Below are 12,540 nucleotides of genomic sequence, written 5' to 3'. Positions count from 1 at the left end.
AATGCACGCCCCCGCACACGCGCCGACCGGCGAGGCCCCGGTCACCGGCGAGACCCTGCGCACCGCCCTCGCCGGGCTCCTCGACGGCCTGCCGCCCAAGCAGGCGGCCCAGGCCGTCGAGCGCCTGATCGCCAACTACCGGGGGCGCACCCCCACGCACACCCCCGTCCTGCGCGACCGCTCCGACGTGGCGGCCTACGCCGCGTACCGCATGCCCGCGACCTTCGAGGCCGTACGGTCCGCGCTGGAGGCCTTCCGCGACCGGCTGCCGGACCTCCACCCCGCCACGCACGTCGACGTCGGCGGTGGCACGGGCGCCGCGACCTGGGCGGTCGCGGCGGCCTGGCCGGGTGACGAACGGACGACCACCGTCCTGGACTGGGCCGAGCCCGCGCTCGCCCTGGGCTCCGAGCTGGCCGGAACGGTACGGTCCGAGCCGGCGCTGAGCGGCGCGCGCTGGCAGCGCCGGGCCATCGACTCCGGCCTCGTCCTCCCCGAGGGCACGGACCTGGTCACCGTCTCGTACGTACTGGGCGAGCTCACCGAGGCCGACCGGCACGCGGTCACCGACGCGGCCGCGCGTGCGGCGCGGGCCGTCGTGATCGTCGAACCCGGGACGCCCGAGGGCTATCTGCGGATCATCGAGGCGCGGGACCGGCTGATCGCGGCCGGGTTCCGGGTCGTGGCTCCGTGTCCGCACAGTGCGGCTTGTCCCATTGAGCGGGGTACGGACTGGTGCCATTTCTCCGCCCGGGTGAGCCGGTCCTCGCTGCACCGGCAGGTGAAGGGCGGATCGCTGCCTTACGAGGACGAGAAGTTCTCGTACGTGGCGGCGGTGCGGGACGCGGAGATTCCCGAGGCCGGCGAGGCGCCCTCGCGGATCGTGCGGAAGCCGCAGATCCGCAAGGGGCAGGTGCTGCTGGAGCTGTGCACGCGCGAGGACGGGCTGGCCCGGGAGACCGTCACCAAGCGGCACGGGCCGCTCTACCGCGCGGCGCGCGACGCGGAGTGGGGCGGGGAGTGGCCCCCGCCCGGGGACGACTGACGGCCGGGGGCCGCTACGGGGAGGGATGCCCCAGTCCCGCCCTTTCACCGTTTCCCGGGGGCTCCGCCCCCGGACCCCCGGTCCTCAAACGCCGGACGGGCTGATCGCCCGGACCCGTTATCTCAGCTCCTGCGTGCAGCACTTCACGCTGCCGCCGCCCTTGAGGAGCTCACCCAGATCCATGCCGGTCGGCTCGTAGCCTCTCGCGCGCAGGGGCTCGAAGAGGCCGACCGCCGCCTGGGGGAGCAGGACGTGCTTCCCGTCGCTCACCGCGTTGAGGCCCAGCGCCGCGGCGTCCTCCTCGGTCGCGATCAGCGCGTCGGGGAAGAGGCGCTCCAGGACCGCCCGGCTGCCCGCGGAGAAGGCGCCCGGGTAGTACATGACCTCGGTGTCGGTGGAGTCGTCCAGGACGCACAGGGCCGTGTCCAGGTGGTAGTAGCGCGGGTCGACCAGGTCGAGCCCGATCACCGGGCGGCCGAAGAACTCCTGGGCCTCCGGGTGCGAGAGGGGGCTGCTGCGGAAGCCGCGGCCCGCGAGGAGCCAGTTGGCCGTGACGGCGAAGTCGCCCTCGCCCTCGTTGATGTGCTCCGGCTCGCGCACCGCCTCGTAGCCGTGGGCGCGGAACCACTCCAGGTGCGCCGCCGCCTCGGCCCAGCGCTCGGGATGGGCGAAGCGGGCGCCGAGCGCGCGTCCGTCGACGACCGTGGCGCCGTTGGCGGCGAAGACCATGTCGGGCAGGGCGGGGCGCGGGGCGAGCTCCTCGACGGTGTGGCCGAGGGCGCGGTAGCGGTCGCGGAGCTCCTCCCATTGCGCGAGGGCGAGCTGTAGGTCCACCGGCTTGCCCGGGTCCATCCAGGGGTTGATCGAATATGTGACCCGGTAGTACGTGGGCGGGCACATCAGATAGCGGCGCGGAGTGGATGCACGCGGGGATGTACGCAAGTCGCGCTCCTCACGGTGGCGTTGGGCACGCACGTGGATCGTGCGTGCCCAAATGGTCCACGCTGTGAGGGCTTGGCGCATGAACCGTACGGGTGGTTTATATGCCGCCCGTTCACCTACTGGTGTCGCCGTTCCGCTGCGCCTTGAGGGCGCGCAGCAGCTCGCGCTTCCGGGCGTTCGGGTCGGTGCCGCCGTTCGCCCCCCGGCCGCCTCCGCCGTTGCCGCGCAGAGAGGCGCGGGAGAGGTTGCTGCGGGTGCCGCCGACGCCGAGCATGCCGCGTGATCCGCCTCGAGTCATGGTGGTTCTCCTCCCGTTTTCAGCGAGACGCTCCGTCTCGCAACGCCCTCTACTCTGAACGAGACGGTTCGTCTTGTCAATGGGGTTGGGGGGTCCCGGGGATGGGCACGTCCTCCTCCAACGGGCCCCGACGCGGCCGGTCTCACACCCCCCGGATAGGTCCGGCGGTCACACCAGGAGCAGGATGGTGGCAGCATTGACCGAAGACCGCGGTCGAAGTGAGGGGATAGATGGAACGCAAGAGCAGATTCTCCCAATGGCTGCGCCGCCCCAGGAGCGGAGCGGGCGGCGATACGGGCACGGGGGCGGCGACCGGCGCCGCCCGCGAGGAACTGCTCCTGGCCGCGGCCGCCGCGGGGTTCCCCCTGGCGCCCGCCGCGCACCCTTCGGGCTACGGGTGTTCCTGTGAACGCATCGGGTGCCCCACCCCCGGCCGGCACCCCGTCTCCTTCGCCTGGCAGACCCTCGCCTCGACCGACGCCGACAAGGTCACCAAATGGCTGCGCGGCCAGCCGGAGGCCAACTTCGTCACCGCCACCGGCATCGCCCACGACGTCCTGGACGTCCCCGCCGAGGCCGGCCGGCAGGCGCTGGAACGGCTGACGGCCGCCGGAGTGGAAGCCGGCCCCGTCGCCACCGTCGCCCCCGACCGCATGCTCTTCTTCACCGCCACCCGCGGCACCCCCGACGACGAGGACGAGTGGTGGCCCTGCGAGCTGGACTGCCACCCCGAGACGATGGACGAGCACCCGGGGCTGCGATGGCACTGCCGGGGCAGCTATGTGCTGCTGCCGCCTTCTCTTTTGCCGGGAGAGGAGCGGGTGGCTTGGGTCGCCGGGTTCGGGGCCGAGCGGCCCTTGCCGGACCCGCTTTCACTGCTGGAGGCGCTGACGGACGCGTGTGCCGCGTACGCGGGGGAGCGGCAGGACGATCATGAGCCGGCTCATCCTTGGCCGATCGGGCGCTGAGGTGCGTTGAGGCTCGCTTGCGGCGCTGGGGCCGGTGGTCGGTTGTGCCCGCCCGTTCCGCCTTGCGGAACGCCCGCCCACAACCGGGCCCTACTCCCCCTTCGCCTCCGTCAGCGATTCGATTCTGTTGAGGAAGACCACCGGGCCCCTGCCGGGGATGGCGACCGCTGACTCCGAGACCCGCGTGTAGGTCACCGCCTGCTTGAGGTCGCCCTTCAGCAGCGCCTTCGTGCGCGGGTCGGTGACCTCCGGGCGGACGCCCGCGACCGCGGTGCGGCGCTCCCGGTGGTGCGCCGTGAAGAAGGCGAGCGCGCCGCCGTCCTTGGTGCGCAGGGCCGGTGCCGGGAAGCCCGGGGCCTTTTCCGGGGTGTCGATGTACTCGGTCCAGAACGTGGGCGTCCGGGCGAGCCTCGCGCGTTCCGCGCGGATCTGCGTGGTGGACGTACCGGGGGCGAAGACGTCGCCCGCGCCCGTGCGCAGGAAGTCGGTGTACGCGGGGCTGAGCGCCTCCGGTCGTACGGCGAGAGGTTCCTTGTTCCCGCCCGGCACCGCCTGCGCGTAGCCGTCCTTGTCCAACGCGAACTGCGGGACGCTTCCCTGGTTCAGCAGCGAGAGATACGCGGCCTTCCACGGCCGGCCCGCGTCGGCGCGGGTGAAGACCAGCAGCCAGCGGTGCTGGTCACGATTGCTGCGGGTGTCGGCGACGAAGAACTTCGGCCAGCCCGCCATCTTCGGGATCGTGAACCGCGCGTCGTCGAGGACGAGCGGCGGATAGCCCGGGTTGCCGCCCGGCGTCACCGCGCGCTGCGCGGCCAGGTCGGCCCGGGCTATCTCGGCCGGCGCACCGGTCTCGACCCGGTCCACGAGGGCCGGGTCGAGCTTGCGGTACGCGTCGTTGTAGCCGTCGGTGAAACGGCGGAGGACCTTCTCGGCCTCAGCCTTCCCGCTCACCGCCGGGATGACCGCCCGTTCCCCGTGCACCGTCACGCACCCGGTCGCCGTCGCCGTCAGCAGCACCGGCACCGTCAGAATCGCCGCCCGACGCGGGAACACCCGATGCGGGAACCTCATCGCGCTTCGACTCCTCCGTGACTGCCCGGGACGGCGCAACCCTACCCGTCCGCCCCGGAGCGAAGAACACCAGCAGGGTCGGCACCACATACAGCGCCCACACCGCCACCTGGAGCCACGTCGGGTCCGGCTGGAAGTTGAAGACGCCCTTCAGTAGCGTGCCGTACCAGCTGTCGACCGGGATCTGCTCGCTGATGTCGAAGGCCTTGTCCCCCAGGCCCGGCAGGACGTCGGCCTCCTGGAGGTCGTGGAAGCCGTAGGCGAGGACACCCGCCGCGACCACGATCAGCATCCCGCCGGTCCACGTGAAGAACTTCGCCAGGTTGATCTTCAGCGCGCCCCGGTAGAACAGCCAGCCCAGCACCACGGCCGTCAGCAGCCCCAGCAGCGCGCCGACCAGCGGCCGCACACCGTCGTTCGTCGCCTGCACGGCCGTCCAGATGAACAGCGCCGTCTCCAGGCCCTCCCGGCCGACGGCCAGGAACGCCGTGACGACCAGCGCGCCCGTGCCCATCGCGAGCGCCGCGTCGAGCTTGCCGTGCAGCTCCTTCTTCAGGTGCCGCGCGGTGCGCCGCATCCAGAAGACCATCCAGGTCACCAGGCCGACGGCGATGACCGACAGGGTGCCGCCGAGCGCCTCCTGGGCCTTGAACGTCATCGTCTGCGAGCCGAACTGGAGCAGGGCGCCGAAGCCCATGCTCAGCAGCACCGCCACCGCGATGCCCGTCCACACCGGCCGCAGGGCATCCCTGCGGCCGGTCTTGACCAGGTAGGCGACGAGGATGCAGACGACCAGGCTGGCCTCCAGGCCCTCGCGCAGGCCGATCAGGTAGTTGCCGAACACCCGGCATCTCCTCTCAGAAAGGGACCAGCGGTCAGGCGAAGAGGGCCTTGCCCCACCAGTCGCCCTTGTCCCGGACGCCCGGCGGGACGGCGAAGACCGCCGACCCCACGTGCTGGATGTACTCGTTCAGCGCGTCACTGCGCGAAAGGTTCTTCTGGAGCGGCACGAAGCCGTCGCGGACGTCGCGCTGGTACGCGATGAAGAACAGCCCGGCGTCGAGCCGGCCCAGGCCGTCCGTGCCGTCCGTGAAGGAGTAGCCGCGGCGCAGGATCGTCACACCGTTGTTGGAGTCCGGGTGGGCGAGGCGCACGTGCGCGTCGGGCTTCATCGCCTTCAGCAGCGGCTCGTCGTGCTCGCGCTGCTTGCCCACGGGCGCGCCCTCGGACTTGTCGCGGCCGAAGACGTCCTCCTGCTCGGCCAGCGAGGTGCGGTCCCAGGTCTCGATGTGCATCCGGATGCGGCGCGCGACGAGGTAGGAGCCGCCGACCATCCAGTCGGGGCCGTCCTTCTCGCCCACCCACACGTGCTTGTCGAGACGGGCGGTGTCGTCGCCCGCGATGTTCCGGGTGCCGTCCTTGAAGCCCATCATGTTGCGGGGCGTCTGGGCGTCGGGCGTGGTCGAGGACGTCTTGCCGAAGCCCAGCTGCGACCAGCGGATCGACGCCCGGCCCATGGCGATCCGGGCGAGGTTGCGGATCGCGTGCACCGCGACCTGCGGGTCGTCGGCGCAGGCCTGGACGCACAGGTCGCCGCCGCTGCGGGCGGGGTCGAGGTTGTCCTTGGGGAAGACCGGCAGGTCGATGAGGGCCTGGGGACGCCGGGCCTTCAGGCCGAAGCGGTCCTTGCCGTCCTTCTCGAACAGGCCGGGGCCGACGCCGAAGGTCAGGGTCAGCCGGGACGGCTTGAGACCGAGGGCCTCGCCCGTGTCGTCCGGCGGCAGCTCCTCGTTCTCGCTGATCGCGCCCGCGCCGACCTCGTGCCCGGCGGTCATCGCCCGGGCGGCGGCCGTCCACTCCTGGAGCAGCTTGATCAGCGCGGCCCGGTCGGTTGTCGTCACGTCGAAGGAGGCGAAGTGCAGCCGGTCCTGGACGGGCGTGGCGATACCGGCCTGGTGGGCGCCGTGGAACGGCACCGCGTCGCCGGTGGACGCGCTGGGGGAGGCGTCGGAGCCGACGCGCAGCGCGGCGGCCGTGCCGCCGGCCGCGGCGGCGCCGAGCGCGAGGCCCGCGCCGCCCCAGCCGAGCAGGGCGCGACGCGAGGGCGCCCGCCGGGGCCCGGCGTCGGCGCCGGCCTTCGCCTCGTCGGCGGCCTCGCGGGTCGCCTCGGCACCACCGGCGTTCGCGGTGGCCTCGGCGGCCTCAGCGGTCGGGGTGGCCTCAGCGGCTCCCGCGCTCGCGGCGGCCTCCGCCGTCTCCGCGGCTTCCGAGGAGGGCTTGGGCTTCGAAGATTCCGTCATCGTCGTTCCCCCGCTTACTTCGCGACCGCGGCGGCGAGCTTGGACAGCGGCTCGGACAGCGCGTTCACGGCGTCCGAGAGCTTCTTGCGGTCGTCCTTGCCCACGGAGTCGTACGACTTGAAGCCGTCACCGTCGCGGTAGTCGCCGAGCGCCTTCTTCACGGCGGCGAACTGCGCGTCCAGGGTCTTGACGAGCTCGGCGTCGTTCTTGGTGGCGACCGGCTTCAGCAGCTCGTACGCCTTCTCGGCGCCGTCGACGTTGGCCTCGAAGTCGACCAGGTCGGTGTGGCTGTAGCGCTCCTCCTCACCGGTGATCTTGTTCCGGTAGACCTCGTCGAGGAGCTCCTTGGCGCCGTTGGCCATGCTGGTCGGCGTGATCTCGGCGGTGCCGACGCGCTTGCGCCAGTCCTCCAGATCCTTCATCAGCTGGTCGGCGAGGGTCTTGTCCTCGTCCGTGATGGCCTTGGCGTCCCAGAGCGACTTCTCCAGCTTGTGCCAGCCGGTCCACTTCTGGTCCTTCTCCAGGCCGTCCTCGCGGACGTCGACCTTCGGGTCGATGTCGCCGAAGGACTCGGCGACCGGCTCGGTGCGCTCCCAGCCGGTGCGGGAGAGGGCGTAGTTCTTCTTCGCCTCGTCCAGGTCGCCCTTCTTCACGGCGTCCACGAACTTCTGCGCGGCCGGGATGGTCTCGTCGGCCTGCTGCTGCACGTACTTGCGGTACTCGGCGACCGCCTTGTCCAGCGCCGGGTCGCTCTTCTTCGCCGCGCCGTCACCGGAGACGGTGATCTTCTGGCGGATGCCGTCGCCCTTCATGCCGGGCTTGCAGGCGATTTCGTACGAGCCCGCCTTGATCGTCGCGGTGATCTCCGCCTTGGTGCCCGGGCCTATGTTCTCGCGCTCGGTGACAATTCGGTCATCGGGGGCGTAGACATAAACCTCGGTGACCTTGGAGCCCTTGTTCTCCACATTGATCTTGACGTGCCCGGCCGGGAACGAGGTCTTGGAGACCTCGCACTTGTCGTCGGAGGCCGTCACATTGACGGCCCCGTCCGAGCTCTTCCCGTCGGACTTCTCGGCGCAGCCGGACACGGCGGTCAGAGTCGCGACCGCCGCGATGGCGGTGACGGCGGACGAGCGAAGGACTCGCATGTGGGCTCCAGGCGTGCTCGGAGAGGGCGGATATCGGCCATGGCCGAAACTGCATGGCCGAATAAGGCCGCCCTAACTTATCTGAGGCTTGCCTACCCTGTTCCCCACCGGGTGCGTGATTCTGCTCTCACGAGGCAAAATTTCGGCCATCCCGCCTCGGCAGCACCAAAGGCTCCCCCGTGCGTGGATGATCAATTACTTCGACCGGCTGGGAATAGACACGGCTCAGCAATTCGGGCGCATAGACCCGTCCGGGCGGGCCGTCCGCCGCGATCCGGCCCTCGTGGAGCACGGCCACGCGGTCCGCGTAGGCGCCCGCGAGGCCGAGGTCGTGGAGGACGACCACCACCGCGTCCCCGGCGGCGGCACGCTCCCGGCACACCCGCAGCACCAGCTCCTGGTGGCGAAGGTCCAGTGCGGCCGTCGGCTCGTCGAGCAGCAGCAGCGGGGTGCGCTGCGCGAGCACCCGGGCCAGGGCGACCCGGGCCCGCTCGCCGCCGGACAGCTCCGCGAACGGCCGGGAGGCGAATCCGGCCACCTCGGCGGCGGCCATCGCCGACCGCACGGCCGGATCATCCTCGTCCTCGGCGGGCGTACCGGCCCAGGGGGCCCGGCCCATCCGTACGACCTCCTCGACGGCGAACGGGAAGGAGAGCTGGGCCGACTGCGGCAGCACGGCCCGGCGCAGGGCGAGTTCGCCGGCGCTCCATTCTGCTGCCGGACGGCCGTCGATCCGCACCTCGCCGGACTCGGCGGGCAGGTCGTGGGCGAGCGCGGCGAGCAGCGTGGACTTCCCGGCGCCGTTCGGGCCGACGAGGGCGACGACCTCGCCGGCACTCACGCGCAGGTCGACCCCGGACAGGACGGTACGGCCGCCGAGCCGTACCCGGAGGGCGCGGGCCTCGGCCCGTACGGTTCCGGCGGGGGCGGGGGAGGGGAGGCGCCGGGGGCGCCCGAGGAACGGCCGGACGAGTGCGCGCATCACGCCCAACCCCCCTGCTTCCGTCGTGTTTTGCGCAGCAGCCAGAAGAAGAACGGGCTGCCGAACAACGCTGTCAGGACGCCCAGGGGCAGTTCCGCCGGCTGGGCGGCCGTGCGGGCCGCGAGGTCCGCGGCGACCAGGACGAGGGCGCCGCCCAGCGCGCTGCCCGGCACGAGGAAGCGGTGCCCCGGGCCCGCCGCCATCCGCAGCAGATGCGGCACCAGCAGCCCCACGAACGTGATGATGCCCGCGACGGCCACCGCCGCCGCCGTCAGCAGCGCGACCACCAGCACCAGCACCATCCGCAGCCGTTCGACGTCCACGCCCAGGTGCCGCGCCGGGCGTTCGCCCAGCGCCAGCAGGTCCAGCTTCCGGGCGTACCAGGGCGCGATCGCCAGCCCGGCCAGGGCGCACGGCAGGACGGCGAGCACCTTGGGCCAGGTCGCCTGGGCGAGGGAGCCCAGCTGCCAGAAGGTGATCTGGGTGATCTGCGCGTTGTCCGCGAAGAAGACGCACAGACCGATGAGCGCGCCGGCGAACGCGTTCACCGCGATGCCGGTGAGGATGAGCGTCACCACCTCCGTCCGCCCGCCCGAACGCGACAGCGCGTACACCAGCACCACCGTCACCAGCCCGCCCACGAACGCGCAGACCGTCACCGTCCAGGTGCCGAAGAGGGTCAGGCCCAGGGAGATGGAGGCGACCGCGCCCACGGCCGCGCCGGACGAGATGCCGATGACGCCGGGCTCGGCGAGCGGATTGCCGAACACGCCCTGCGTCAGCGCCCCCGCGCACCCCAGCGACGCCCCGACGAGCAGCGCCAGTGCCACGCGCGGCAGCCGGACGTTCCACAGCACGCTCTCGCCCACGCGGTCGAGGGCCGTGCCGCCGAGCCCGGCGCGGTGCAGGAGCGAGCCCAGCACGTCGCCGACGGGGATGTCGTACGCGCCGAGGCCGGCGGAGAGGAGGCAGAGGACGGCGAGGGCGACGGCCATCGCGCCGCCCAGCAGCGTGGCCGTCGGGCGCACGCGGGGTACCGCGCGCGTCGCCGATTCCTTGAGCGCGGTCGTCATGTCACGCCCCGCCCTTGTGGATCTGCTCGACGAGGGACTTGAGCACGGTGTCGGTGCGCGGGCCGAAGTTCAGCAGGACGCCGTCGTCGACGGAGGCGATCCGGCGGTCGAGCCCGGCCGGGGTCTGGCCGACGCCCGGGATTTTGAGCAGCCCGTCCACGCCGCCGACGGAGTCCAGGCCCTTGCTCATCACGAGGATCACATCGGGCGCGGCCTTGGCGAGGGCCTCGCTGGTGATGGGTGTGAAGTCCTTCTTCAGGCCCGAATCGACGCCCGCGTCGACGCCGCCCGCCGCCTGGATGAGCGAGTCGGCTCCCGAGCCCGCGCCGCCGAGGAGGTAGACGGAGGCCGAGCCGCGCAGGTAGAGGAAGGCGACGCGCGGCTTCTTCCCGGCGTTCCGGGGGATGTTCCGCTTCGCGGCCTCGATACGGCTCTCCGTGCGTTCGCGGAGCTCCTTGCCCGCGGCGGGGACGCCGAGCGCGGCCGCCACCTTGTCGATCCGGGTGCCGACGTCGCCGAGCTTCTTCGCCGGGTCGAGGACGACGAGGGGGATGCCCGCCGCGCGGATCTGGCCGATGGCCTCGGCCGGGCCGGTGGTGGTCTCGGCGAGGACGAGCGTGGGCCGCAGGGAGAGCACGCTCTCCGCCGAGACGTCGTGCGCGCGTGTCACGACGGGCAGTTCGCGGGCCTGCTCGAACGTGGCGGTGATGTCACGGGCCACGACCCGGTCGCCGAGGCCGAGGCTGAAGACGATCTCGGAGAGCGAGCCGGAAAGCGGAACGATCCTGTCGGCGCCGCTGACGGTGACGTCCCGGCCGTCGGCGGAGCGCACGGTGACGGGGAGTCCGGGTCTGGGCGCCGACGCGAGCGGTTCGACGCGGTCGGCCGCCGGCCGCTGCCGGTCGGCGGTCCCGGAGGCTCCCGACGGCTTTCCGGAATCCCCGTCCGCCGTGCCGCAGCCGGTGAGGACGGCGGCCATGGCGAGCAGTCCCGCGAGGGCGCCGACGAGGCGTGGGACGCGTGGGGCGCACAACAGGGCTCCTGCCGAATGCCGTTGAAACACGTTCCCGCCTTTCCGGTGCGGATTCCTCCGGATGGGCTGTCCACCCGCTGAGCTGTAGCTTAGGTTAGCCTTACCTTAATCGCCATTGCCCGAGAGGGGTTCCCCGATGCTGCCGTCCAGACCTGCCCGCGCGCCCGTCGCCGCGCTCCTCGCGGCATTGCTGACGGCACTGCTGACGGCCGCGACCGCGCTCGTCCCGGCCGCCCGCGCGGCGGACGGACCCGGGTCAACCGGAACGCGGGAGGTGTCCGGCGGCCGGCTCGACTGGGGGATCAAGTCCTCCTTCCAGAGCTATGTCACCGGGCCGATCGCTCAGGGCAGTTGGGAGCTGCGGGGCGGGGCGGCGACGATCGGTGGCAGCCGGTTCCGCTTCCACTCCGCCAAGGGCTCCTACACACCCGACAGCGGCGCCTTCGAGGCGGCCTTCTCCGGCGGCGTGCACTTCACCGGGCACCGCAAGCCGGACGGCTCCCACGAGCTCGACCTGACCGTCACCCGCCCCACCGTCCGCCTCACGGGCGGCGCGGGCACCCTCACGGGGACCCTCTACGCCGACATGACGAGCAAGGCCAAGGGCACCGGCGAGGTCACGACCGCCGCCCAGGTGCCCCTCGCCGCCCTCGACGTCTCCGGCGTCGACCTGCGCGGCGGCGGGACGCACATCGGCCTCGCCGACGTCCCGGCCACCCTCACCGCGCAGGGCGCCAAGGCCTTCGCCGGCTACTACACCGAGGGCACGGCACTCGACCCCGTCACCCTCTCCGCCGACATCCTGGCGGCCGCCGCGCAGGCGTCGCCGAGCGCGAGCCCGGCCCCGTCCACGGGTTCGGAGGAGAAGCGGGCGCCCAAGGGCGGGTTCACGGAAGCGGTCGTCGACTGGGGCGTGCGGCGCACGTTCCGCGAGTACGTCACCGGGTCCATCGCCCAGGGCTCCTGGAAGCTCGGCGACGGCGCCCAGGACGGCGGCGCGCTCTTCCGCTTCCCGCGCGGCAAGGGCACGTACGACGCCGGTGCCGGCTCCCTCGACGCCGCGTTCGCCGGCACCCTCCGCTTCACCGGAAAGCACCTCGACCTCACCCTCGGCGGGGTCGGGGTCACGGTGAAGGAGGGCCGGGGCACGCTGTCGGCGGACGTGACCGGCGACGGCCGCACCGCCGCCAAGGGCGTACCGCTCGTCACCTTCGACGCCTCCGGGCTCAAGGAGAAGGACGGGCTCGCCGCCGTCGCCGAGGCCCCGGCGAAGCTCACGGCCGAGGGAGCGAAGGCCTTCGGCGGGATGTACCAGGAGGGCACGGACATGGACCCGGTCTCCCTGGCCGTGCCGCTGGACGCCAAGGCCGCGCTGCCGCCGCTGCCGGACCTCGGCAGCGGGTCGAGCGCCGCCCCGTCCTCGTCCCCGTCCTCGCCCTCGTCGGAGCCGCGCACGAAGTCCGCCGCTTCCTCGTCGTCCGACTCCGCTTCCTTCCCCGCGGTGCCGGTCGCGGTGACCGTCGCCGTGGTCGTGGCGGCGGCGGTCGCCACCTTCCTGATGACCCGTCGGCGCCGGACCGCCACCGGGGTGCCGACGGCCCCCACGTCCTCCACGTCCTCCGTGGACTGACCGACTCCGCACCGGCCGCTGCCTCCCCCCTCACCGAGCGGCCGGTGCGG

Annotated in this window: 12 protein-coding genes; 3 read left to right on the top strand and 9 right to left on the bottom strand. The window is 72.5% G+C overall.

Annotation, left to right across the window (positions count from 1 at the left end; translation table 11 throughout):
• The first annotated feature begins 1 nt into the window (after window position 1).
• The gene (locus ACFYZR_RS02095; protein WP_391903620.1) at window positions 2-1,045 is read left to right on the top strand and encodes a small ribosomal subunit Rsm22 family protein; all 1,044 of its coding nucleotides are present in this window, start codon (window positions 2-4) and stop codon (window positions 1,043-1,045) included.
• Between the two features lie 117 nt (window positions 1,046-1,162).
• Here ACFYZR_RS02095 and ddaH read toward each other — a convergent pair whose 3' ends face one another.
• Entirely contained in the window at window positions 1,163-2,068 is a 906-nt protein-coding gene (gene ddaH, locus ACFYZR_RS02090) for a dimethylargininase (RefSeq protein ID WP_391903616.1), read from the bottom strand.
• 31 nt (window positions 2,069-2,099) lie between these two features.
• Window positions 2,100-2,285: a DUF6243 family protein gene (locus ACFYZR_RS02085; RefSeq protein ID WP_391903613.1), complete on the bottom strand. Its 186-nt coding sequence runs from the start codon at window positions 2,283-2,285 to the stop codon at window positions 2,100-2,102.
• Between the two features lie 230 nt (window positions 2,286-2,515).
• Here ACFYZR_RS02085 and ACFYZR_RS02080 point away from each other — a divergent pair, with 230 nt between their 5' ends.
• A complete protein-coding gene (locus ACFYZR_RS02080) occupies window positions 2,516-3,253 on the top strand; it encodes a bifunctional DNA primase/polymerase (RefSeq protein ID WP_391903609.1) in 738 nt (245 codons plus the stop codon).
• Window positions 3,254-3,343: 90 nt separating this feature from the next.
• On the opposite strand, the gene ACFYZR_RS02075 is transcribed toward ACFYZR_RS02080, so the two are convergent.
• The 7 genes from ACFYZR_RS02075 to ACFYZR_RS02045 form a co-directional block, all read right to left on the bottom strand.
• Entirely contained in the window at window positions 3,344-4,204 is an 861-nt protein-coding gene (locus ACFYZR_RS02075; protein ID WP_391903606.1) for a hypothetical protein, read from the bottom strand.
• On the bottom strand, window positions 4,188-5,168 hold the full coding sequence (gene efeU, locus ACFYZR_RS02070; RefSeq protein ID WP_391903603.1) for an iron uptake transporter permease EfeU: 981 nt from the start codon (window positions 5,166-5,168) through the stop codon (window positions 4,188-4,190). The genes ACFYZR_RS02075 and efeU overlap by 17 nt, the downstream gene beginning before the upstream one ends.
• A 31-nt stretch (window positions 5,169-5,199) precedes the next feature.
• Entirely contained in the window at window positions 5,200-6,624 is a 1,425-nt protein-coding gene (efeB, locus tag ACFYZR_RS02065) for an iron uptake transporter deferrochelatase/peroxidase subunit (RefSeq protein WP_391903600.1), read from the bottom strand.
• Window positions 6,625-6,638: 14 nt separating this feature from the next.
• Complete coding sequence (efeO, locus tag ACFYZR_RS02060; RefSeq protein ID WP_391903597.1) at window positions 6,639-7,772, bottom strand: iron uptake system protein EfeO; 1,134 nt, start codon at window positions 7,770-7,772, stop codon at window positions 6,639-6,641.
• A 127-nt stretch (window positions 7,773-7,899) separates the two neighbouring features.
• Window positions 7,900-8,754, bottom strand: coding sequence for a heme ABC transporter ATP-binding protein (locus ACFYZR_RS02055; RefSeq protein WP_391903595.1), 855 nt, complete (start codon window positions 8,752-8,754; stop codon window positions 7,900-7,902).
• On the bottom strand, window positions 8,754-9,827 hold the full coding sequence (locus ACFYZR_RS02050; RefSeq protein WP_391903592.1) for a FecCD family ABC transporter permease: 1,074 nt from the start codon (window positions 9,825-9,827) through the stop codon (window positions 8,754-8,756). The genes ACFYZR_RS02055 and ACFYZR_RS02050 overlap by 1 nt, the downstream gene beginning before the upstream one ends.
• A 1-nt stretch (window position 9,828) precedes the next feature.
• On the bottom strand, window positions 9,829-10,806 hold the full coding sequence (locus ACFYZR_RS02045) for a hemin ABC transporter substrate-binding protein (RefSeq protein WP_391904345.1): 978 nt from the start codon (window positions 10,804-10,806) through the stop codon (window positions 9,829-9,831).
• A 190-nt stretch (window positions 10,807-10,996) separates the two neighbouring features.
• Here ACFYZR_RS02045 and ACFYZR_RS02040 point away from each other — a divergent pair, with 190 nt between their 5' ends.
• Window positions 10,997-12,490 (top strand): HtaA domain-containing protein, encoded by a 1,494-nt coding sequence (locus ACFYZR_RS02040; RefSeq protein ID WP_391903590.1) that lies wholly within the window; start codon window positions 10,997-10,999, stop codon window positions 12,488-12,490.
• The last annotated feature ends 50 nt before the right edge of the window (window positions 12,491-12,540 follow it).

Origin of the sequence: Streptomyces sp. NPDC001678, from assembly GCF_042892945.1 — a bacterium.
In the GTDB taxonomy this organism is placed as follows: Bacteria; Actinomycetota; Actinomycetes; order Streptomycetales; family Streptomycetaceae; genus Streptomyces.
This window is presented reverse-complemented; position numbering and strand designations above follow the sequence as displayed.

What these genes read in the sequence shown, in the direction of transcription:
- efeO (WP_391903597.1), bottom strand. Translation starts at nt 7,772, where the DNA reads ATGCGAGTCCTTCGCTCGTCCGCCGTCACCGCCATCGCGGCGGTCGCG.
- ACFYZR_RS02045 (WP_391904345.1), bottom strand. Translation starts at nt 10,806, where the DNA reads ATGGCCGCCGTCCTCACCGGCTGCGGCACGGCGGACGGGGATTCCGGA.
- ACFYZR_RS02085 (WP_391903613.1), bottom strand. Translation starts at nt 2,285, where the DNA reads ATGACTCGAGGCGGATCACGCGGCATGCTCGGCGTCGGCGGCACCCGC.
- ACFYZR_RS02040 (WP_391903590.1), top strand. Translation starts at nt 10,997, where the DNA reads ATGCTGCCGTCCAGACCTGCCCGCGCGCCCGTCGCCGCGCTCCTCGCG.
- ddaH (WP_391903616.1), bottom strand. Translation starts at nt 2,068, where the DNA reads ATGCGCCAAGCCCTCACAGCGTGGACCATTTGGGCACGCACGATCCAC.
- efeB (WP_391903600.1), bottom strand. Translation starts at nt 6,624, where the DNA reads ATGACGGAATCTTCGAAGCCCAAGCCCTCCTCGGAAGCCGCGGAGACG.
- ACFYZR_RS02095 (WP_391903620.1), top strand. Translation starts at nt 2, where the DNA reads ATGCACGCCCCCGCACACGCGCCGACCGGCGAGGCCCCGGTCACCGGC.
- ACFYZR_RS02050 (WP_391903592.1), bottom strand. Translation starts at nt 9,827, where the DNA reads ATGACGACCGCGCTCAAGGAATCGGCGACGCGCGCGGTACCCCGCGTG.
- ACFYZR_RS02055 (WP_391903595.1), bottom strand. Translation starts at nt 8,754, where the DNA reads ATGCGCGCACTCGTCCGGCCGTTCCTCGGGCGCCCCCGGCGCCTCCCC.
- ACFYZR_RS02080 (WP_391903609.1), top strand. Translation starts at nt 2,516, where the DNA reads ATGGAACGCAAGAGCAGATTCTCCCAATGGCTGCGCCGCCCCAGGAGC.